The 20,380-nt window shown below is 49.6% G+C and carries 20 protein-coding genes and 5 tRNA genes; 21 read left to right on the top strand and 4 right to left on the bottom strand.

Annotated elements, in window-relative coordinates; all coding sequences use genetic code 11:
• Positions 1–57: 57 nt before the first annotated feature.
• The gene (locus Q8O77_RS11140) at positions 58–894 is read right to left on the bottom strand and encodes a DUF72 domain-containing protein (RefSeq protein WP_305552944.1); all 837 of its coding nucleotides are present in this window, start codon (positions 892–894) and stop codon (positions 58–60) included.
• A gap of 66 nt (positions 895–960) precedes the next feature.
• On the opposite strand from Q8O77_RS11140, the gene Q8O77_RS11145 reads away from it, so the two are divergent.
• The 19 genes from Q8O77_RS11145 (at position 961) to Q8O77_RS11235 (ending at position 16,250) form a co-directional block, all read left to right on the top strand.
• On the top strand, positions 961–3,774 hold the full coding sequence (locus Q8O77_RS11145; protein WP_305552945.1) for a transporter substrate-binding domain-containing protein: 2,814 nt from the start codon (positions 961–963) through the stop codon (positions 3,772–3,774).
• An 83-nt stretch (positions 3,775–3,857) separates the two neighbouring features.
• The gene (gene aspS, locus Q8O77_RS11150; RefSeq protein ID WP_305552946.1) at positions 3,858–5,636 is read left to right on the top strand and encodes an aspartate--tRNA ligase; all 1,779 of its coding nucleotides are present in this window, start codon (positions 3,858–3,860) and stop codon (positions 5,634–5,636) included.
• A 64-nt stretch (positions 5,637–5,700) separates the two neighbouring features.
• The gene (locus Q8O77_RS11155; protein ID WP_305552947.1) at positions 5,701–6,444 is read left to right on the top strand and encodes a YebC/PmpR family DNA-binding transcriptional regulator; all 744 of its coding nucleotides are present in this window, start codon (positions 5,701–5,703) and stop codon (positions 6,442–6,444) included.
• A gap of 13 nt (positions 6,445–6,457) precedes the next feature.
• Positions 6,458–6,982, top strand: coding sequence for a crossover junction endodeoxyribonuclease RuvC (gene ruvC / locus Q8O77_RS11160; protein ID WP_068229624.1), 525 nt, complete (start codon positions 6,458–6,460; stop codon positions 6,980–6,982).
• A 34-nt stretch (positions 6,983–7,016) separates the two neighbouring features.
• On the top strand, positions 7,017–7,637 hold the full coding sequence (ruvA, locus tag Q8O77_RS11165) for a Holliday junction branch migration protein RuvA (RefSeq protein WP_305552948.1): 621 nt from the start codon (positions 7,017–7,019) through the stop codon (positions 7,635–7,637).
• A 3-nt stretch (positions 7,638–7,640) separates the two neighbouring features.
• Entirely contained in the window at positions 7,641–8,651 is a 1,011-nt protein-coding gene (gene ruvB / locus Q8O77_RS11170; RefSeq protein WP_305552949.1) for a Holliday junction branch migration DNA helicase RuvB, read from the top strand.
• Between the two features lie 578 nt (positions 8,652–9,229).
• Complete coding sequence (gene ybgC, locus Q8O77_RS11175) at positions 9,230–9,640, top strand: tol-pal system-associated acyl-CoA thioesterase (RefSeq protein ID WP_305552950.1); 411 nt, start codon at positions 9,230–9,232, stop codon at positions 9,638–9,640.
• A 1-nt stretch (position 9,641) separates the two neighbouring features.
• Positions 9,642–10,319: a protein TolQ gene (gene tolQ / locus Q8O77_RS11180; RefSeq protein WP_305554837.1), complete on the top strand. Its 678-nt coding sequence runs from the start codon at positions 9,642–9,644 to the stop codon at positions 10,317–10,319.
• Complete coding sequence (tolR, locus tag Q8O77_RS11185; protein ID WP_305552951.1) at positions 10,319–10,750, top strand: protein TolR; 432 nt, start codon at positions 10,319–10,321, stop codon at positions 10,748–10,750. Before tolQ ends, tolR begins: the two co-directional genes overlap by 1 nt.
• 1 nt (position 10,751) lies before the next feature.
• The gene (gene tolA, locus Q8O77_RS11190; RefSeq protein WP_305552952.1) at positions 10,752–11,669 is read left to right on the top strand and encodes a cell envelope integrity protein TolA; all 918 of its coding nucleotides are present in this window, start codon (positions 10,752–10,754) and stop codon (positions 11,667–11,669) included.
• Between the two features lie 2 nt (positions 11,670–11,671).
• On the top strand, positions 11,672–13,018 hold the full coding sequence (tolB, locus tag Q8O77_RS11195) for a Tol-Pal system beta propeller repeat protein TolB (protein ID WP_305552953.1): 1,347 nt from the start codon (positions 11,672–11,674) through the stop codon (positions 13,016–13,018).
• Positions 13,019–13,061: 43 nt separating this feature from the next.
• The gene (gene pal, locus Q8O77_RS11200; protein ID WP_305552954.1) at positions 13,062–13,589 is read left to right on the top strand and encodes a peptidoglycan-associated lipoprotein Pal; all 528 of its coding nucleotides are present in this window, start codon (positions 13,062–13,064) and stop codon (positions 13,587–13,589) included.
• Between the two features lie 57 nt (positions 13,590–13,646).
• Positions 13,647–14,402 (top strand): tol-pal system protein YbgF, encoded by a 756-nt coding sequence (gene ybgF, locus Q8O77_RS11205; RefSeq protein WP_305552955.1) that lies wholly within the window; start codon positions 13,647–13,649, stop codon positions 14,400–14,402.
• 146 nt (positions 14,403–14,548) lie between these two features.
• A tRNA-Lys gene (locus Q8O77_RS11210) sits at positions 14,549–14,624 on the top strand.
• A 25-nt stretch (positions 14,625–14,649) separates the two neighbouring features.
• A tRNA-Lys gene (locus Q8O77_RS11215) sits at positions 14,650–14,725 on the top strand.
• 17 nt (positions 14,726–14,742) lie between these two features.
• Positions 14,743–14,818, top strand: a tRNA-Lys gene (locus tag Q8O77_RS11220).
• A 21-nt stretch (positions 14,819–14,839) separates the two neighbouring features.
• A tRNA-Lys gene (locus Q8O77_RS11225) sits at positions 14,840–14,915 on the top strand.
• 71 nt (positions 14,916–14,986) lie between these two features.
• Positions 14,987–16,045: a quinolinate synthase NadA gene (nadA, locus tag Q8O77_RS11230; RefSeq protein ID WP_305552956.1), complete on the top strand. Its 1,059-nt coding sequence runs from the start codon at positions 14,987–14,989 to the stop codon at positions 16,043–16,045.
• A 115-nt stretch (positions 16,046–16,160) separates the two neighbouring features.
• Positions 16,161–16,250: transfer RNA gene (locus Q8O77_RS11235), tRNA-Ser, on the top strand.
• 218 nt (positions 16,251–16,468) lie between these two features.
• On the opposite strand, the gene Q8O77_RS11240 is transcribed toward Q8O77_RS11235, so the two are convergent.
• A complete protein-coding gene (locus Q8O77_RS11240) occupies positions 16,469–17,155 on the bottom strand; it encodes a 2OG-Fe(II) oxygenase (RefSeq protein ID WP_305552957.1) in 687 nt (228 codons plus the stop codon).
• Positions 17,156–17,465: 310 nt separating this feature from the next.
• Between Q8O77_RS11240 and Q8O77_RS11245 the strand changes: the two genes are divergently transcribed.
• Positions 17,466–17,657 (top strand): hypothetical protein, encoded by a 192-nt coding sequence (locus Q8O77_RS11245; RefSeq protein WP_305552958.1) that lies wholly within the window; start codon positions 17,466–17,468, stop codon positions 17,655–17,657.
• On the opposite strand, the gene yjjX is transcribed toward Q8O77_RS11245, so the two are convergent.
• Positions 17,654–18,178, bottom strand: a complete 525-nt coding sequence (yjjX, locus tag Q8O77_RS11250) for an inosine/xanthosine triphosphatase (RefSeq protein WP_305552959.1) — start codon at positions 18,176–18,178, stop codon at positions 17,654–17,656. The two genes, Q8O77_RS11245 and yjjX, sit on opposite strands and share 4 nt — an antisense overlap.
• Before the next feature lie 169 nt (positions 18,179–18,347).
• Between yjjX and Q8O77_RS11255 the strand changes: the two genes are divergently transcribed.
• The gene (locus Q8O77_RS11255; RefSeq protein WP_305552960.1) at positions 18,348–19,055 is read left to right on the top strand and encodes a DUF445 family protein; all 708 of its coding nucleotides are present in this window, start codon (positions 18,348–18,350) and stop codon (positions 19,053–19,055) included.
• 58 nt (positions 19,056–19,113) lie between these two features.
• Here Q8O77_RS11255 and Q8O77_RS11260 read toward each other — a convergent pair whose 3' ends face one another.
• On the bottom strand, positions 19,114–20,316 hold the full coding sequence (locus Q8O77_RS11260) for a dipeptidase (protein ID WP_305552961.1): 1,203 nt from the start codon (positions 20,314–20,316) through the stop codon (positions 19,114–19,116).
• Positions 20,317–20,380: the final 64 nt, after the last annotated feature.

The raw sequence follows: 20,380 nt of genomic DNA on the forward strand, positions 1-20,380 counted from the left end.
AAACTTGTCGGTAGGAAGCGGTGTAAGTGGCGCTATTTTACCTTAAATACCACAAAACTACAGCAAGCTGAATTGCTGCTCGCCCGGCCAGGGCTCCAGACAGCTGTGAGGGTAGGCTAAATCCTGCGCAAACCGGCGGCATAACTGCGGCGCTAAATGGTTATCCGGAGTATGAAAAAAACAAAACGGGCTTTTGCCTTCGTCCAGCCATTGCTGCACCTTAATAAGCCACGGCTGATAAAACTGCCGGTTTAGCGCCATATCATCGGTAGCGATAAAGCGTAGCACCGGGGTTTGACTGAAACTTATCGCATGCACCGGTACCCGTGGTTTTTTCGCCTGGGCATCTGTTAACGCCTGAGTGGTAGCAGGCACAGAGAATAAGGCCCTGCTGTCGATGACGACACGTTCAGCGCCATAATGTTGCAACATCTTGTGCAGTTGAATTTCATGTTGGCCTTTGTCAAAAAAAGCCGGATGGCGCACTTCCAGTGCACAGCGGCACTGCTGGCTAATCTGTTCAACCAGAGTGCTGATGTAACTAAAGTCGGCCGGACCGGTGCGCGCTGGCAGTTGCAGGTGCACCAGTGCCAGTTTCTGCCCAAGCGCAGACATGCGTTTAAGCCAGTCTTGCAACTGTAGTATGCTGTCTGCACTGCCCTGATGGCTGATGCGCTGCGGCACTTTCAACACAAAGCGGAAGTCTTCAGCTGTGTCCTGTCGCCAACGCGCCAAAGTGTCATCCGACGGATCCGCATAGAAGGTGGTGTTACCCTCTGCGGTGTTAAAAAACCGGCTGTATTGCAGCAGATACTCAGCACTTTTCGCATCAGCCGAAAACAGCGAGTTTTTCCATTTCGGATTGGCCCATACCGGGCACCCAAGATATAACATTGGCAGCTTGACCTTGTTGCAGTGGCAGCGTAAAACTAAATATATCGGTTCGCAAAGCATAACATAATGACAGCCAGAACTATTATTTGCCTGATTTATCTGTGTTTTTCGCTCAACGGTGCCAGTGCAGCATTACCGGACCCATTGCGGGTTGCCGTGAGTGATGACACTTACCCCTACATGTACACAGACGAGCAGGGCCAACTTGCCGGGCTGGTCATAGACTATTGGCAAGAGGTTGGCCGGCTGGGTGGCGTGCAACTGCAGTTTGTCGGCGCCAATTGGCCGCAAACTATTACCTTGCTGCAAAGTGACGCCGTGCATGTGCATGGCGGTATTGCTTACACCGTCGAACGCGAGCAGCAGTATCAGCTGGGCGACACCGGCATTGATATCTACAGCAATGTGTTTATTCAGCGCGATATGCCGCCTGTCAGCACGTTATCAGAACTAAAAGCTTATGCCATCGGTGTAGTGGATAAATCCAGCCATGTCGATACCGTAGCGGCATTGGTGCCGGAGGCAGTGTTAAAGTATTACCCCAATGTGACGGCAATGTATGATGCTGCCCTGGCTGGCGATATAAAAGCCATTAGCGGCCTTGACAGGTTACCGCCGCGTTATGCCCGTTATGATGAGTTGCAACGCCAGTTTCCGCTGTATCGCAAGATGCCACTGCGTAAAATCGATTTAAATTATGCTGTGAATAATAATGTTGCCCTGGCGCAGGCGCTAACCACCCTGACGCAGGGAATTACCCGTGACTATCTTGATAAGTTGGAGCGACGCTGGCTGGGCGGCGCGGCGGATGATGACACCCTGATCCTCGGTGTGCCGATAGACAATCAGCCTTATATGCATGTATCTGCTCAGGGCCAGGCGCAGGGCCTATTGGTGGACTTGTGGCGGCAGTGGTCAGAAAAAAGCGGTATTAAAGTGGCGTTTGTGCCTGATACCTCGGCCAATTTAATCACCAGCCTGCAAAGAAACCGTATTGACGCCTTGGTGGCTTTTCCGGATGTCAGCGATTTACCGGCAGGGCTGGACAAGGCATACCACCTGTATAGCTTTAACTCAGAGTTTTACTACCCGCGCCAAACTAACATTCATAGCATGGCAGATGTCAGTGGCTTGCGTGTTGGTTTGTTTCGCAACGCCACCTATCTTGATGAGTTACAACGGCGTTATCCGAACATTGAGTTTGAGCGTTACAGCGCGCTAAGCGATATGGTTGCGGCGGTGCAGAGCGGCCATTTGGCCGGGTTTTATGGTGCATCAGCCATTCTTGATTTGCGCTTACAACAGTTAAATATCTGGGATTACTTTACGTCATTGCCGGATAGCCAGGTTAAAGCACCGTTGTACAGCTTGATTAGATCTGACCGGCCAGAGTTAAAAGAGCAGATACGCCACGGTTTTAATTTGCTTAGTCTGACCGAACTGGAGCAGATTGAAGCGCATTGGCTAAGTAACCCCAGCCAGCATTATTTCAGCTTATTTCGCAACAGCGTACCGTTAACTAATGCAGAACAAAGCTGGTTAGCGCAGCACAACCCGGTGCGCGTTGGTATGTTGGACAATTGGGCACCAATGGAGTTTGTCGATAATGACGGCAACTTTGCCGGTGTGACGGTCGACATTTTGCAGTTGCTTAGCCAGCGCACAGGTATAAGGTTCGATATCAAACGCTACAGCCGGTTTGAGCAGATGCTGCTGGATTTACAGCAACGTAAAATTGATATGGTCGCAAGTTTGTCTGACGTAGCAGAGCGACATGAATACGCGGCCTTTACTGATGAATTTTGGTCTATACAGTGGGCTGTTATCAGCCAGTTGAGTGACAGCGACATCAGCAGTGCTGCCGGGCTTGCCGGCAGGCGCATCGCCATTATGAAAGATTATCAACTGGCACAACACAGTGCTGAAGCACTGCCGCAAAGTGAAGTTGTGTTAGTAGACAATGTGCGGCGTGGCCTGACGTTATTGCAGCAGGGCGAAGTCGATTATTTGCTCGACTCGGTAGAAGCGGCCAGTCAACTGCTGCGTCAAACAGGCTACATTAATTTGCGCATTCAGCTTATTGATGGCTTGCAAGCCTATCCTTCGTTAATTGGTGTGCGCAACGATTATCAACCACTGGTTACCATGCTAAACAAGGGCTTGCGCAGCATCGGCCAGGCGGAGCGAAAGCAGTTGTACCAAAAATGGTTTGATTTTCAAGTCACCCAAGGCATTAACAGCGAACAGTTTGTCAGAATGTTGTGGCAAATCGGTGGTGTCGTGCTGGTGTTGCTGACGTTTTTTATTATTTGGAATCTGTCATTACGCCGTGAAGTGGCGTTGCGCCGCCAGGCCGAGCAAAAAATGCGTTTTATGGCTACGCATGATGATCTGACGAAATTACCCAACCGCAGTTTAATTAAAGAGCGGATTGAGCAAGCGCTGTTGCAGCATGCCAGGCACAATGAAATTATGGCATTGTTGTTTATTGATTTAGACGGCTTTAAGGAAGTAAACGACGCCCACGGCCATGACGCCGGCGACGAGTTATTATTGAAGTTGGCGCAGCAGCTGAGCACTACGGTGCGTAAAAGTGACACTGTTGCGCGGTTTGGCGGGGATGAGTTCGTCATTTTATTAACCGGATTGTTAAGCCGGGATGATGCCGCCATCGTGGCCGGCAAAATTCTGCATCAATTCGCACAACCGGTTAGCTTATCTGTTGGTCAGGTGCAGGTGGGGGCCAGTATTGGCATTGCGATCTATCCGGACGATGGTACCGACAGCGCTAAACTGCTGAAAGTGGCTGATAGCCTGATGTATCGCATTAAGCAGCAGGGTAAAAACCAGTACTGTTTTTCCAGGGCGGTGTTTTCGTAAGCGGGCAGTGACATTAGGCGTCATTTCTATATAATTAGCCGTCATTTTAGTGCCGCTGATTAGCAAGGTAGAAGGAAGGTTTAATGCGTAGCCATTATTGTGGTTTATTAACCGCACAACATGTTGGGCAACAAGTGTCTTTATGCGGCTGGGTTAACCGGCGCCGTGACCTGGGTGGTTTGATTTTCTTAGACTTACGCGACCGTGAAGGCATGGTGCAGGTGGTCTGCGACCCGGATTTAAAAGACCTGTTTGACGTTGCCTATACACTGCGCAATGAATTTTGTATTCAGATCAAAGGCCAGGTACGGGCAAGACCAGACTCGCAAATTAATAAAGATATGGCTACCGGCGCAGTAGAAGTGTACGCCAGCGAACTGATTATCCTCAATAAAGCTGCACCTTTGCCGCTGGACTCTAACCAAAACAACAGTGAAGAGCAGCGCTTAAAGTATCGCTACCTTGACCTGCGCCGGCCGCTGATGAGTGAGCGGTTAAAGTTTCGCGCTAAAGTCACCAGCTTTGTACGTAACTTTATGGACAGCCATGGCTTTATGGATGTCGAAACACCTATTCTGACTAAAGCTACGCCCGAAGGCGCACGTGACTACTTAGTGCCAAGTCGGACCCACAAAGGCGAGTTTTTTGCCCTGCCGCAATCACCGCAGCTGTTTAAACAACTGCTGATGATGTCGGGCCTGGACCGTTACTATCAAATTGTAAAATGCTTCCGCGATGAAGATTTACGGGCTGATCGCCAGCCGGAATTTACCCAGATCGATATTGAAACCTCTTTTATGAGCGCAGAGCAGGTCATGGAAGTGACCGAGCAGATGGTTGTACAAATGTTTAACCAGTTGCTGGGTGTCGATTTAGGCAAGATGCCACGTATGCAATACTGGGAAGCGATGCGGCTGTATGGCTCAGACAAACCGGATTTGCGTAACCCGATGCAGTTTGTCGATGTTGCCGATTTACTCAAAGACGTTGAGTTTAAAGTATTCTCCGGCCCGGCTAATGATGCCAAAGGCCGGGTAGTAGCACTAAAAGTACCTGGCGCTGCCGAGAAAGTATCGCGTAAAGATATCGACAACTACACCAGCTTTGTCGGCATTTATGGTGCCAAAGGCTTAGCCTGGATGAAGGTGAATGATATTGCCGCAGGCGCGGATGGTGTGCAATCACCGGTGGCGAAGTTTTTAACACCGGACATTATCAGCACTATTATTGCGCGCACTGGCGCTGCCAACGGTGACTTAATTTTCTTCGGTGCCGATAGCTATAAAGTGGTCTGTGAAGCCATGGGCGCGTTGCGCTTAAAGCTGGGTGAAGACTTAGGCATTACTCAACCTGGCTGGAAACCGCTGTGGGTTGTGGACTTCCCGATGTTTGAAGAAAACGACGATGGCAGTTTTTCTGCTGTGCATCACCCCTTTACCTCGCCACTGGATACGGCGGCGTTTTTAAACACCGCCAACAATGAGCTGAAACTGGGTGAGCTATTGTCCAACGCCTACGATATGGTGTTAAACGGCACTGAGTTAGGCGGTGGTTCGGTGCGTATTCACAGCGCCGACGTCCAGGCTAAGGTATTTACCCTGTTGGGTATCAGCGATGAAGAAGCCGGTGAAAAGTTTGGTTTCTTACTGGAAGCGTTAAAATACGGCACACCTCCGCACGCCGGTTTAGCTTTCGGCCTTGACCGGCTGGTAATGTTAATGACCGGCGCCACCTCTATCCGCGATGTGATGGCGTTCCCGAAAACCGCCACTGCTGCTTGCCCGTTAACCGATGCCCCGGGCGCCGCTAACCCGGCACAACTGGCTGAGCTAGGCATAGCCGTGGTAGCTAAAGCAGAATAAGTTTTACTATTTTTACCTGCAATACCGTGGCAGCAATCTTGCTGCCACAACTAAGGAGTAACTGATGGCCGGCCATAGTAAATGGGCGAACATGAAGCATCGCAAAGCCCGTCAGGATGCGAAAAAGAATAAAATTTTCACCAAAATTATCCGCGAGCTAACCGTTGCTGCCCGCTTAAACCCTGACATTACCGCTAACCCGCGGCTGCGTTTGGCGGTAGATAAAGCGCTGTCAGAAAATATGACCCGCGATACCATCGATCGCGCCATTAAACGCGGTGCCGGTGCCAGCGAGGGTGAAAACTACGAAGAGCTGGTATATGAAGGCTACGGCCCGAATGGCGTAGCGGTGATCGTAGAAACCATGACCGACAACCACAAGCGCACCGTGGCCGATGTACGCCATGCTTTCACCAAAGCCGGTGGCAGTCTGGGTACCAGTGGCTCGGTAGCCTATTTATTCAGCCGCCGCGGTGTACTGATTTTTGCCCCGGGCGTGGATGAAGATAGCCTGATGGAAGCCGCGCTAAACGCCGGTGCCGAGGATATTGTGGCTCATGATGATGGCAGCTTTGAAGTGCTGACTGCTGCTGAGCAGTTTAATGATGTGAAAGACGCCCTGGTAGCCGCCGGTTTTATGCCGGATAGCAGCGAAGTCACCTTAATACCCTCTACCCGGGCTGAAGTCGATGCAGATCATGTTGCAGCCTTTTTTAAACTGCTGGATCAGTTAGAAGACTCAGACGACGTGCAAAACGTGTATCACAATGCTGATATCAGTGACGAGCTGATGGCAGAGCACGGTTAAGCGTGGCGCAACAGTGAATATTATTCTGGGTATTGACCCGGGCAGCCGTTTAACCGGTTATGGTGTTGTACGCCAGGTGGGCATGAAGTTTGAGTATGTCGCCAGTGGCTGTATCCGCCTGACCACCACTGATTTACTGCCCGAGCGCCTGCTGGATATTTTTAACGGCGTCAGTGAAATTATCAGCCAAACCCAACCGACTATTTTTGCCATTGAGCAGGTGTTTATGGCGCGCAATGCTGACTCGGCGTTAAAGCTGGGCCAGGCACGTGGTGCCGCTATAGTTGCCGCCAAACATGCCGGGCTTGAGGTGTATGAATACTCGGCACGGCAGGTTAAACAGTCGGTAGTGGGCACCGGCGCGGCCGATAAAGCGCAGGTACAGCATATGGTGCGCACCTTATTAAAGTTACCGGCCAACCCCCAGGCCGACGCCGCCGATGCGCTTGCAGTGGCGCTGTGTCATGGGCATACTCAGCAGAGTTTAATCAGTTTAGCCGGTCAGGCGCGCAAAACCGTGCGTGGCCGCTTACGCTAAGCGGATTTATCACCTTATTCTATAAGCAGACCTTATGATTGGACGTTTACGCGGTATTTTGCTGGAAAAGCAGGCGCCGGATTTATTAATCGAAGTGGCCGGTGTCGGCTATGAAGTACAGCTACCGCTGACCAGTTTTTATCAGCTGCCGGCTACCGGGGTTGAGGCCACTATTTATACCCATTTTGTTGTGCGCGAAGATGCGCAACTACTGTACGGTTTTGTTAATCAGGCCGAGCGCGCGTTGTTTCGCCAACTGATTAAAGCCAACGGTGTGGGCCCCAAGCTGGCGCTGACTATTTTATCCGGCATGACAGCACAGCAATTCGTGCGCTGCGTGCAGCTGGATGATGTCAGCACTTTGGTTAAGTTGCCGGGCGTGGGTAAGAAAACGGCAGAGCGTTTAGTGGTAGAAATGCGTGACCGCCTGAAAGATTGGGGCATAGCGCCGAATACACCGGTTACCGATGGCTTAGTACTGCAGGACGATGAAGCGATTTTCAGCCCGGAGCAAAGTGCTGAGCAAGATGCTGCCAGCGCGCTGGTATCGCTGGGTTACAGCCAGCTGCAGGCGGATAAAGCCGTACAAAAGGTAAAACAAAGCGGCATGAGCAGTGAACAGCTGATTAAAGCGGCACTGCGGAGCATGATGTAAACCATGATAGAAGCTGATCGTTTAATTCAAACCAGTGCCACCCGTGAAGACGAGGTGATTGACCGTGCGATAAGGCCAAAAACTCTGGCCGATTACACCGGGCAAGAGCATGTCTGCCAGCAGATGGCTATTTTTATCGAAGCCGCCCGCGGCAGGGGCGATCCGTTGGATCACCTGCTGATCTTCGGCCCGCCGGGTTTAGGTAAAACCACGCTGGCGATGATAGTTGCCAACGAAATGGGCGTGAATATTAAAACCACTTCGGGCCCGGTGCTGGAAAAAGCCGGTGATCTGGCGGCGCTACTTACCAACCTTGAGCCAAACGATGTACTGTTTATTGACGAGATCCACCGCTTAAGCCCGGTAGTGGAAGAAATTCTCTACCCAGCGATGGAAGACTATCAGCTGGACATTATGATAGGCGAGGGCCCTGCGGCGCGTTCCATTAAGTTGGATTTACCACCGTTTACCTTAGTGGGTGCTACCACCCGTGCCGGTGCCTTAACCTCACCGCTGCGTGATCGCTTTGGCATAGTGCAGCGGCTGGAGTTTTATAAAGTGTCAGAGTTAACGCAGATCATTCTGCGCTCGGCGCATTTTCTTAATTTAGTGCTGGATGAAGCCGGCGCGGCAGAAATTGCCAGGCGCTCGCGCGGCACCCCACGTATTGCTAATCGTTTGCTGCGTCGTGTACGCGATTATGCTCAGGTTAAAGCCAATGGCGAGGTAACGGTTGAGATTGCATCGCAAGCACTGCTGATGGTGGATGTCGATGCCGAAGGCTTTGACTATATGGACCGCAAACTTATTTTGGCCATTATTGAAAAATTTATGGGCGGCCCGGTGGGCTTAGATAACTTAGCCGCCGCCATTGGCGAAGAAAAAGATACCATTGAAGATGTAATAGAACCGTTTTTAATTCAGCAGGGTTTTATTCAGCGCACACCGCGCGGCCGTATTGCCTCGCCACGGGCCTACCAGCACTTTGGCTTTGACTTACCAAAAACAGAATAAAAAAAAGCCCGCTCAGGGAGCGGGCTACAAGTTGAAGGAGTGCTTCAAAAAAATCCAGGGAACATGTTGAAACAGCAATAAAACTTGGCAAAACACACAAATCTTATTACCAGATGATCTTCACTAAAGTTTGGTAACCCTCTTACCGCACTTTTGCGCTAGCTCAGAACACCTGCGTATAATAGAGATACTGAGTAATTACTTCAAACGAGAAAAATTGCAGCTTAAGCATAAAAAAAACTAATGCGTTGGGGCTGTGAGTTTGCTTAAACTATAAGCAATGCTGTAGTGTGATGGCAGTAATAGCCAATGTTCATGCAGTGTTAAGCTAGAATGTGCATCATAGGTAGCATTACTTTTTTATTACTATTGATAATCTTAAATGCATTTACCTTGCTGTAATGGCCATTGGTCGCAAAATCGCCGTTAGCGGAACTTTTACGGCAAAGTTGAGTCAACAGAAACAATAAAAAAATACAAGTAGCTGGCAAAGAAAAATATAGTTGTCTTTATTGAGCTCAGGCAATTGAGTTCGTCAGTCAGCTTACTTATCATACACACCAATTAAAGCGAAACACATGTCTGATACAGTCTTTATATTCCCGGTGCGCGTGTACTACGAAGATACCGATGCCGGCGGAATAGTATACTACGCAAATTATTTAAAATTTTTTGAGCGCGCGCGCACCGAATGGTTGCGCGCCCTGGGTATTGAGCAAGATTTATTTTTGTCAAAAAATATCGCTTTTGTTGTTGCTCAGGTTTTAATGGATAACAAAAAGCCGGCGAAATTTAATGAATTATTGACGGTCCATAGTCAAATCAGTACCTTAAAGCAAGCTAGTATGGTTTTTGAGCAAAAAATTTACAATAGTGCTGAGCAACTGGTTTGTTCAGCCCGGATTAAAGTCGCCTGTATTTCACTACAGCAAATGAAAGCCCGGGCAATTCCGGCAGAAGTGACAGAGGTATTAACGCGTGGCAGGTGAAATTTCTATTTTAGGCTTGTTAATTGAAGCAAGCTTTGTGGTGCAGTTAGTAATGCTGATTTTACTGGGTATGTCAGTAATGTCCTGGACCATGATTTTTCGCCGCCGCAAGGCATTAAGCGAAGCGGTCGTCGATGCAAAGAAGTTTGAAGACCGCTTTTGGTCCGGCGTTGATTTATCCAAGCTGTATAACGAAGTGAGTGCCCGTGCCGCTAACAACGGCCTGGAAGCTTTGTTCAAAGCCGGTTTTAAAGAGTTTGCCCGTTTACACAAGACCAACAGCCGTCAGCCGGCTGCGGTAATGGAAGGCACTCAACGTGCGATGCGCGTTGGCTTGTCGCGTGAAGTGGAGCGGCTGGAAATGCACTTGCCGTTTTTAGCCACTGTAGGCTCTATCAGCCCTTATATCGGTTTATTTGGCACCGTGTGGGGCATTATGAATTCTTTTATCGCCTTAGGTGCGGTAGAGCAGGCGTCGCTGGCGATGGTTGCGCCCGGTATTGCAGAGGCGCTGATTGCGACAGCTATCGGCTTGTTTGCCGCGATTCCGGCAGTTATTGCCTACAACAAGTTTTCGCACCAGGTAGAAATGCTTGAAAGCAGTTACGCTAACTTTGTCGAAGAGTTCGCCAATATTCTGCATCGTCAGGCCGTATCAAATGGTGGAGAGGCAGCCTGATGTACGTTAGAAAGAAACGTCGTTTAAAGGCCGAAATTAATGTGGTGCCTTATATCGATGTTATGTTGGTGCTGTTGGTAATTTTTATGGTAACTACACCGCTGATTACCCAGGGCGTAAAGGTTGAGTTGCCAAAATCAGCCGCTGAACCGATTAAACAAATGCAGGACGGTAAAACACCTTTGGTAGCAACGGTGGATCAAGACGGCCTGTATTATTTTGAGAAAGACGGCAAGCAGCAGGGGCCTTTTACTGCGGCTGAGCTAACGGTTGAAGTCGCCGGTTGGTTGACTATTGAACCCGGTACCCAAGTCATTGTAAAAGGTGACCGTAAAGTAAGTTATGACGCCGTGATCCGGTTAATTAATGTATTAAAGACAGCAGGCGCGCCGGCTGTAGGGTTGATGACCGATAACGTGGATGCAAATTAGTATGGCTGTTGCGATTGATCCGCCACTGGCAAAATCGCTGGGTTTACATTTGGCAATAGTCGTCGCGCTGCTGTTTAGTGCCGACTTTTCCAGTAAGCCGGAAATGGTCTCGGTTACGTTGGAGTCTGAAGGTAAGGCACCGGTTGAAGCCGTTGCAGTGGATCAGCAGCAGCTGAATGCCCGTGTACAGCAGATGCAACAAGAGCGTGATGCGGCCAAAGCCGCGGAAGAAAAACGCATTCGTGATTTAGAGCGGCGTGCGCAGCAGGCTGAGAATAACCGCACCGCTGAAGAGGCTCGGTTAAAACGGGTGGCAGAACAAAAGCGTCAGGCTGATGCCGAGGCGGCTAAAGCCAGAGCTGCAGCTGCTGATGCGAAGAAGCAGCAAGAGCAGGAAAATGCCAAAGCGCGTGAAGCTGAGCAAGCCCGGATTGTAAAAGAGCAGGAACGGAAAAAAGCGGAAGACGCTGCTAAAGCGGCAGAACAAAAACGCAAAGCAGAACAGGAAGCCGCCGAAAAGGCTGCAGCTGAGCGCGCACGGCAAGCTGCCGAAGCAAAGCAAAAAGCCGAGCAGGAGCGGGCGATGCAGGAGCAACTGGCAAAAGAGGCGCAGGCGCGTTCAGCCGCCAGAGCCCGCCAGGCGGCAACAGAAGTACAGCGTTATACGGCATTGATCAGAGATGCTATTCAACGCAATTTGTTGGTAGATGAAGGCATGCGCGGTAAATCGTGCCGCATTAATGTGCGGTTGGCCAGTAGTGGCTTTGTTACCAGCGTTAGTGTGATTAACGGCGATAAAGCCGTATGTGATGCGACAGTCCGTGCCGTAAACCGTGCCGGAACCTTACCGGTGTCACAAGACCCGGATGTGTATAACCAGTTGAAAGATATTAACTTAACGGTGAGTCCAGAACTTTAATTATGTATAAATTTATCCGAAATGCTGTGTTGGTTACCGTAATGATGCTAAGTGCTCAGGCAAAGGCGTCATTGGAGATTGTCATTACTGAAGGTATTGACTCGGCCAGGCCGATAGCCATCCTGCCGTTTACGTTTAAAGGCGCCACTTTACCTAATCAACGCCTGGATGAAATTATTGCTGCTGATTTAATGCGTAGCGGTAAATTCAGCCCGTTGGCCAGCATTAAAATGCCACAACGGCCGCAAAGTGCTGCGCAAATTGATTACGCCGCCTGGTCACGCGAGGGTGTAGAAGCGATCGTTATCGGCCAGATCACTGAAGTGGGCATTGACCGTTATACCGTAAGTTTCGAGTTAATTGATGTATTAAAAGGTAGTAATGCTGCTGACCGTCAGTCATTGAATGCCGGGCGTTTAACCGGCAGTGCAGAGCATATACTCGACAGCCGTGAAACTACCATTAATGGCAGCCAGTTTCGCCAGTATGCGCATCGCATCAGCGATATTGTGTATGAAAAGCTAACCGGTGAGCGCGGGGCTTTTTTAACCAAAATTGCCTACGTGTTGGTAAACCGCCAGGTTGAATTTCCGTTTCAGCTGGTGGTAGCCGATTATGACGGTGCAAACGAGCAGGTGCTGCTGCGCTCGAAAGAGCCGTTAATGTCACCTAACTGGTCACCGGACGGTACTAAGCTGGCGTATGTCACCTTTGAGAAGCGCCAGTCACAAATTTATATTCAGGATATCTATACCGGACGTCGCACTATGTTAAGTAGCACCCCCGGTATTAATGGTGCACCGGTCTGGTCTCCGGACGGCAGACGTATGGCTATGGTGTTATCTAAAGATGGTAACACTGAAATTTATACCATGGATATTGCTACTAAAGCGCTGACAAGGGTTACTAACCACAGAGCTATAGATACCGAGCCTTCGTGGTCTCCTGATGGCAAAGAGCTGTTATTTAGTTCGGAGCGAGGTGGCAATCCACAACTTTATAGCGTAAATTTGTTAACGGGTACGACCAGACGCTTAACCTTTGAAGGTGAAATGAATTTGGCCGGTTCCTATACTCCGGACGGTAGTTCGGTAGTGATGGTGAATCGCACCCGTGGCCAGTACCACATTGCAAAAATGGATCGCCAAACCCGGTTTTTGCAAGTACTGACCAAAACCAATTTGGATGAGTCACCCAGTGTGGCGCCAAACGGTTCAATGATTATATACAGCACCATGCACGGTTCTTCGCAGGTGTTAGCACTGGTTTCTATGGATGGTCGTTTTAAAGCACGGCTGCCGGCGGTGGAAGGACAAGTAAAGTCGCCGGCCTGGTCGCCTTTTTTATAAAAAAGCAAAAGAGTTATTACATTTAAATACTAAGGACAACATCATGAAATTAAATAAAGTGTTAAAAGGTTTACTGATCGCATTACCAGTGCTGACCATGGCTGCTTGTAGCTCTACTTCATCTACCGGCCAGTCTGATGCAGACACCAGCCAAACAACTCAGCCGGTAGAAACGGTACAGGTTGAAACGGTTGAGCAAGTAGTAAGCCCTGCTGAGCAAATGCGTCAGAAGCTGGATGCACTGCGTCAGGAAAACACTATTTACTTCGACTTCGACAAAGCCACAGTTCGCCCTGAGTTTGTAGAAACTCTGCAAGCTCACGGTGCATTTTTAACTGCTAACCCAAGCGTACGTGTAACCGTTGAAGGCCACTCAGATGAGCGCGGCACGCCGGAATACAACATCGCGCTGGGCGAGCGTCGTGCTCAGGCCGTAGTACAATACTTACAAAACCTGGGTGTGTCTGCCGGTCAAATTTCTACTGTAAGCTACGGTGAAGAAAAGCCGGTAGATATGTCACGTTCTGAAGCAGGCTTTGCTAAAAACCGTCGTGCGGTGTTAGTCTATTAATCCTGATTCATTACTATATTGATACGCATGACAGTTAAATACACTCTGTTAGCAGCTATGACACTGGTACATACCGGTGTTATGGCTAATCCGGCACCGGTTACCGATGTAAATCGTAACCGGCAAGCTACTACTGCAGTACAAAGCCAGCCTACCGGCTCAATAGAGCAGCGTTTGGCAACGCTGGAACGCATTGTAGAAGCCCGTTCTGAAGCACAAATGCGGATGGCGCAGCAATTACAGCTGCTGTTGGACGAAGTCAGCGAATTGCGTGGCGTTACCGAAACCCATGCTTACCAGTTGAGCGAAATTCTGCAGCGTCAGCGCGATTTGTACCAGGAAATTGACCGTAGGGTAAGTGCAATACAGGCAGCGCCTGTTACTGTACCTGAGGTTCAACCTGACAGCAGTAGCACAGCGGCCTATTCTTCTGATTTGTCAGAAAATGATGCCTACGATAAAGCGGTCAATATGGTGCTGAAAGATCGGCGCTATGATGCAGCAATACCGGAGTTCGAGAATTTTATCCGCACTTACCCTAACTCAGGCTATGCACCTAATGCGCATTATTGGCTGGGGCAGTTGTTGTTTAACAACAACGAACTGGCTAAAGCAAAAACGCATTTTGAGCGGGTAGTGAATAATTTTCCTCAGTCCAATAAAGTTGCCGACGCCTTGCTGAAATTAGGCCAGGTGGCCGAGCGCGAGAACAACAAAGACGCAGCACTGCGGTTTTACCGACAGTTAGTTGATAAGCACTCAACAGCGACATCAGCTAAACTGGCACAAGACAGAATTAATGCGCTGAAATAATCCCACCCGGCTCAGGCCGGGTTTTTTCTTCCTGTATAACGCCGTATAACGCTGGCATTTTGAGCAATCAGACCACATCCGCGTGCTTTTTAACACTTTTTGGTTGCACAAAAGCCGTAAATCAGTAAGATATGCGTCCGCGGTTAGGGTCGTTAGCTCAGTTGGTAGAGCAGTTGACTTTTAATCAATTGGTCGCTGGTTCGAATCCAGCACGACCCACCAATCGCGCAAACTTTGATATCGAAATGGGTCATTAGCTCAGCTGGTAGAGCAGCGGACTTTTAATCCGTTGGTCGATGATTCGAATTCATCATGACCCACCATTTCGATAGCCCTGTTTGGGTCATTAGCTCAGCTGGTAGAGCAGCGGACTTTTAATCCGTTGGTCGATGGTTCGAATCCATCATGACCCACCACTTTCTTCATTTTTCCTGCATGGGTCGTTAGCTCAGTTGGTAGAGCAGTTGACTTTTAATCAATTGGTCGCTGGTTCGAATCCAGCACGACCCACCATGCCGCCATACTGTATTTTCATCAGCGTCAGCGCTATAATAGCCGCCCTTTAATGCCAGCAGGTAAGCCCTATGGAACAGCCGTTGTATTTCACAGAGCAAGACTTTGCCTTTCCGAAAAAGCCACTGCCACTTAGCAGTGACGAAAAGCAAGCCTACAAAAACCGTATCAAAGTGCTGTTACAGCAAAAAGACGCTGTGCTGGTAGCGCATTACTATACCGATCCGGAAATCCAGGCGCTGGCCGAAGAAACCGGTGGCTGCGTGTCAGACTCGTTAGAAATGGCCCGTTTTGGTAATGAACACCCGGCAAAAACACTGATTGTCGCCGGGGTAAAGTTTATGGGCGAGACCGCCAAAATTCTTACGCCGAATAAAACCGTATTAATGCCCACGCTGGATGCTACCTGTTCACTGGATTTAGGCTGCCCGGCAGAGCCGTTCTCGGCGTTTTGTGATGCCCACCCTGATCGTGTAGTGGTGGTGTATGCCAATACTTCTGCGGCAGTAAAAGCCCGCGCCGACTGGGTGGTTACTTCATCTATTGCGCTGGATGTGGTGGATTATTTAGACAGCCAGGGCAAAAAAATTCTCTGGGGTCCGGATAAACACCTGGGCGCCTGGGTGCAAAAGCAAACCGGCGCTGATATGTTGCTGTGGAACGCCGCCTGTATCGTACACGATGAGTTTAAAGCTAATGCTTTAGTTGAGCTGAAAAAGCAGTACCCCGACGCCGCAGTGTTGGTGCATCCGGAATCACCGGACAGCGTAGTACAGTTGGCCGATGCCGTAGGCTCTACCAGCCAGCTGATTAAAGCCAGCCAAACGCTGCCTAATAGCACCTTTATTGTCGCCACCGACAAGGGCATCTTTTACAAGATGCAGCAGCAGATGCCGCATAAGAGCTTTATTGAAGCTCCAACCGGCGGTAACGGCGCCACATGCCGCAGCTGTGCCCATTGTCCCTGGATGGCGATGAACGGCTTAAAAGCGATTGAGGCGGCATTAACAGACACTAACGGCCATGAGATCTTTGTCGATGCACAGCAGCGTGAAAAAGCCTTAGTACCACTTAACCGCATGCTGAACTTTGCAAAAGAGCTGAAAACGCAGGTAAAAGGCAATGCCTAATCTGCTTTTTGGCTGATATGTATAAAAATCAGCCGGAAGCAAAGCACAATCACATATAACAGTTGCAGCACGGCACGAATTTCCCTAGTATAGCCGCGCTTGCAACGCAAGTTCCGGAGAGATGGCTGAGTGGCTGAAGGCGCACGCCTGGAAAGTGTGTTTAGGTTAACCCCTAACGAGGGTTCGAATCCCTCTCTCTCCGCCAGATAAATGAAAAAGGCCCACGCCAAAAGCGTGGGCCTTTTTCATTTATGCGTCGAGACAGAGGATTTGGTTCGAACCCTTCGGTTCGACAAAACGGCAGGATAGCCGTTTTGCATGGCTTTGCCACCCTTAGGGCGAATGCCATGGATGGCATGAGTGAATCCCTCTCTCGGCCAAAAGCGTGGGCCTTTGTCATTTATGCGTCGAATGCATCCCTCTCTACTCAGACCAATACCAACTGGTGACGTTATAACGATATCGCTGTGTATTCTCGTTGGTCACTGGTTTTACAAGGTGTTCAGAGCCTGGTGATGAGGGATCGAACAGTACACAACGGTTGTATAACGGCGCGATATTAACCGGTTTATCATCCACTCCCGTAAAAACCAGTTCACCACCGCTGCCCTGGTGCCAGTCTTTATTTAAATACAACAGCATGCATACCTCTCTTCCCGGGGAGTCATCAGCATGTTGGTTAACAAAGTCGGTGGCACCTAAGCGAAAATAATTGCTGTTAATATCGGGCTTAGCCACGTTGATATCGGTTAATTGCACCTTAAAGATACGTGATAACAAGGACATAAATTCTTCGCCGCGTAAAAACGCCAAAAACTCCAGCGCAATATTGCTGCCGGCACCCGGCGCAGGGCGTAGCCAGGTATCCCGCTGCACAAAACGGTTTTTTTTGCGGGTTTTTTGCCATTTAGCGTTATCGACATATAAAGCTGAGTAAGTGTGTTTCTGCGTTTGCCAGCCACTATCTTGCTGCAAAACGTTGACGATGGCATCCAGTGTGGCGTTATCAAATAAATTATCAATCACCACATGCCTGGGGCCGGAATTCGATAATGTCTTGCGGTAGCTGTGTAGCGCAGAATCAGTAACCAGCTCTTTATTCAGCCACATGGGAACAACTCATCTGTAGGGTTGGATAACGTCTTAGAAGCCTGATGATACAGTATTTTTCACAGTATTAATGCAGCTTGCACAGACGCCGGGGGCTTGCCGGTGCCGGGTTATTTGCAGTCGCCGGCAGACTCATTGTCTGCGCCGCTTAACCCGAACGCTCCGGACAACATTTTTAACAAAATATGCTGATATTAGTGCCGGGTTCAGCTACTGCTCAGTTTACCTGCTTTAAGCTTCACCTGTATTCGCGGTTCTTGTACTGTAAGCATGTACTGACCCGCAGCCATTTTTAATGCAGGAGTCTGTTATGAGTGCCGTTAAGCAAAGCCATGTACAACAGCAACGTTTTTTCTTTCAACAACAGAAAACCGTTGATTTAACTCAGCAGGAGCGTCAGGCACTGAGCTTAGTGTGGACGGACAACAGCGACGCTACAGAGGCAAAAGCCAGCCGTCGTGATAGCGATACTTCATACTGTGCGGTACTGGGTTACAACTAAGCCTGTTGTGTGAACAGCTGCGGCTGTATAAACGGGATCATTGCCAGGATAATCGCTTGCTGATATACGCCGGCGCGCGTCAGCACATGATTGGTTAGCATGGCAATGGCTCCACCTTGTTGTTTTACGTTATGTTGCGCGAACATGCGATCCATCACATCGCCCAGCTCTTCGCCCTGCTGTATTGCCATGAGTGCAGCAGGCGGCAGCGGTAAACTGGCCGACCGGGTTTTACTGATACGGCCCTGATGTGAAATAGCGATCCAGGCAAAGCTGCAGTCGCCGTCCAGGCCGGCTTCCAGCGCAACATAATAGTCTGCACCCGGCGCGGCAGCTGCAACTGCCTGCAGCCGGTTCAGTGCCCCCTGTAAGGTTTCTTCGCTGGTCATCGGCTGGGCTGACACGCCGGATGCGGTGCTTTGTCCGCTGCACTGCAGTGTTTCTCCGCTAAATACCTGCATTAAAGCGTCCTGTACTGCGCGAATTTTTGCCGGGTTGGCCGAGGCAACTGCTATTTTCATCTGTATTCTCTTTATTCACTTCTAGCTGCCCAGCATAACCTGAATTGGCCGTTGGCTGAAGCCGGAGCTTGCCCGCAGGCGTTTAGCTGATTAGAATCGGCGCCACTATGTTTAGGTTCAACAAGGCTTTGGTTCAACAGGGCTTATGTTTTAACAGTGTGAGGCAGGCATGAATAAAAATGTTGTTACGAATGGAGTTGCCGCAGTAGTTACGCTGGCCGGCTGGTATTTACAGCAACCAATGCTGTTGAGTGTGGGCTTATTTGCTTTGTCCGGTGCATTAACCAACTGGCTGGCAGTGCATATGCTGTTTGAGAAAGTGCCGCTGTTATATGGCTCCGGCGTAATACCGGCGCGGTTTGAGCAGTTTAAGGCCGGTATTTATCAGTTGGTGATGACGCAGTTTTTCAGCAGCGACAATATCGACCGTTTCCTGGCTGACAAGCAACAAAGCCATAGCCGGGCATTCGATTTTGCTCCGGTAATTGCACAAAGCGATTTGTCACCGGCGTTTGATTCGTTATTAAAAGTGGTAGAGCAATCCTCTTTTAGCACTATGTTGGGTATGTTTGGCGGTAGCGCAGCCTTATTGCCGTTAAAAGAGCCGTTTATCGGTAAACTGAAAAGTGCCCTGATAGAGGTATCACAGACAGATGAGTTTAATCAGTTGGTGTTGGCGCAGTTAGATAAACCCGAACAGCTCGAAGGCATCCGTAATCAGGTAGACACCATAGTGCAGCAGCGCTTAACCGAGCTGACGCCAGAGCTGGTAAAAGACATTATTCAGCAGATGATCCGTCAGCATTTAGGCTGGTTGGTGGTGTGGGGCGGTGTGTTTGGTGGCCTTATCGGCCTGTTGGCAGCATTTATCCAATGATTTACCAATAAACAGCGCGGCCCGGGCCGCGCTGTTTTGTTACTTATTCTGCTTATGTTTACCCGGCTGAATGCGCCGCAGCGTACTCTTCTACCTGGCGCCATACACGCAATAAATTGCCTGATAATATTTTCTCAATATCGGCTTCGCTATAACCACGTTTCAGTAAGCCGTCGATTAAATTCGGATAGCTGGATACGTCCTTTAACCCTACCGGCAGTGAATCGCCCACGCCGTCGTAGTCTGAACCGATACCCACGTAATCAATACCTACCAGCTTTACCACATGGTCTATATGGTCCAATACCGTATCTAACGTAGCAAACGGGTAGGGGTGTTTTTTGCGAAACGCCAACTCAAAAGCTTCATCGTCGGCCACACCGGCCTGTTTTGCTGCGGCTTTACGCAGGGCGCCGTACTGGTTTGCCATCATGGTAACAAAAGACGAGCCAAAGTTAATTTGTACCACGCCGCCGTTTTTTGCCAGCGCTTTGATCATGTCATCATCCATATTGCGCTCAAAACCCGGAGTATAACTGCGTAGTGAGGAGTGTGAGGCGATAACCGGCACCTTACTGATTGCTACTGTCTGGTAAAAGGCGTCATCTGATACATGCGAGATATCAATCATCATGCCGATATTATTCATTGCCACCACCAGCTCTTTACCAAACGGGCTTAAACCATGCCATCTGCGGCGTAAGTCGTAGCTGGAGTCGGCAATATGGTTACTCTCAGAGTGCGACAGCGTAATATAGCGAATACCGCGCTGATAAAAATGTTGCAGGTTTTCCAGCTTGCCATCTATCGGTGTACCGTTTTCCATGCCAAGAGCCAGCGATACTTTAGCGCTGCCAAACTGGTCGAGCACATCCTGGCTGCTGTAGGCCATGGCAAATTTATCCGGTGCACGGCCTACCAGCGCTTCCATGCTGTCAATCAGCTGATTCGCCAGCTGATACCCACCGCCGCTACGCTCGTAAGAGGCCGGAATATAAATCGACATAAAGGGTGCATTTAAGCCGCCGGCTTGCGCTCGCGGGTAATCAAACTCACCGCGCTGTGTCGCCACAGTAACGTCTTCCCAGTCTTTATGCAGCCGGTAAGGCACATCAATGTGGGTGTCGATAATAATGTATTGCTGCGCCAGTTGCTGCGCGGTGCCGGCCTGTGAAGCGGCGGTATTATCGCCTGTGGCAGCACAGCCGCTTAGCAGCGCCGCGCTGCAGAAAAAGGCGAAAGGGGCGAATGTTTGCTTCATTGTTTTTCTCTCTTATTGTGATCCGGGTTCCCGTGACTATCTCAACAGGTTTAACCGGTAACGA

The sequence above is a fragment of the Rheinheimera sp. genome (genome assembly GCF_030690345.1).
GTDB lineage: Bacteria > Pseudomonadota > Gammaproteobacteria > Enterobacterales > Alteromonadaceae > Alishewanella.

Excerpts from the sequence above, each read along its gene's own strand:
- Q8O77_RS11140 (WP_305552944.1), bottom strand. The coding sequence starts at position 894 with ATGTTATATCTTGGGTGCCCGGTATGGGCCAATCCGAAATGGAAAAAC.
- Q8O77_RS11145 (WP_305552945.1), top strand. The coding sequence starts at position 961 with ATGACAGCCAGAACTATTATTTGCCTGATTTATCTGTGTTTTTCGCTC.
- aspS (WP_305552946.1), top strand. The coding sequence starts at position 3,858 with ATGCGTAGCCATTATTGTGGTTTATTAACCGCACAACATGTTGGGCAA.
- Q8O77_RS11155 (WP_305552947.1), top strand. The coding sequence starts at position 5,701 with ATGGCCGGCCATAGTAAATGGGCGAACATGAAGCATCGCAAAGCCCGT.
- ruvA (WP_305552948.1), top strand. The coding sequence starts at position 7,017 with ATGATTGGACGTTTACGCGGTATTTTGCTGGAAAAGCAGGCGCCGGAT.
- ruvB (WP_305552949.1), top strand. The coding sequence starts at position 7,641 with ATGATAGAAGCTGATCGTTTAATTCAAACCAGTGCCACCCGTGAAGAC.
- ybgC (WP_305552950.1), top strand. The coding sequence starts at position 9,230 with ATGTCTGATACAGTCTTTATATTCCCGGTGCGCGTGTACTACGAAGAT.
- tolR (WP_305552951.1), top strand. The coding sequence starts at position 10,319 with ATGTACGTTAGAAAGAAACGTCGTTTAAAGGCCGAAATTAATGTGGTG.
- tolA (WP_305552952.1), top strand. The coding sequence starts at position 10,752 with ATGGCTGTTGCGATTGATCCGCCACTGGCAAAATCGCTGGGTTTACAT.
- tolB (WP_305552953.1), top strand. The coding sequence starts at position 11,672 with ATGTATAAATTTATCCGAAATGCTGTGTTGGTTACCGTAATGATGCTA.
- pal (WP_305552954.1), top strand. The coding sequence starts at position 13,062 with ATGAAATTAAATAAAGTGTTAAAAGGTTTACTGATCGCATTACCAGTG.
- ybgF (WP_305552955.1), top strand. The coding sequence starts at position 13,647 with ATGACACTGGTACATACCGGTGTTATGGCTAATCCGGCACCGGTTACC.
- nadA (WP_305552956.1), top strand. The coding sequence starts at position 14,987 with ATGGAACAGCCGTTGTATTTCACAGAGCAAGACTTTGCCTTTCCGAAA.
- Q8O77_RS11240 (WP_305552957.1), bottom strand. The coding sequence starts at position 17,155 with ATGTGGCTGAATAAAGAGCTGGTTACTGATTCTGCGCTACACAGCTAC.
- Q8O77_RS11245 (WP_305552958.1), top strand. The coding sequence starts at position 17,466 with ATGAGTGCCGTTAAGCAAAGCCATGTACAACAGCAACGTTTTTTCTTT.
- yjjX (WP_305552959.1), bottom strand. The coding sequence starts at position 18,178 with ATGAAAATAGCAGTTGCCTCGGCCAACCCGGCAAAAATTCGCGCAGTA.
- Q8O77_RS11255 (WP_305552960.1), top strand. The coding sequence starts at position 18,348 with ATGAATAAAAATGTTGTTACGAATGGAGTTGCCGCAGTAGTTACGCTG.
- Q8O77_RS11260 (WP_305552961.1), bottom strand. The coding sequence starts at position 20,316 with ATGAAGCAAACATTCGCCCCTTTCGCCTTTTTCTGCAGCGCGGCGCTG.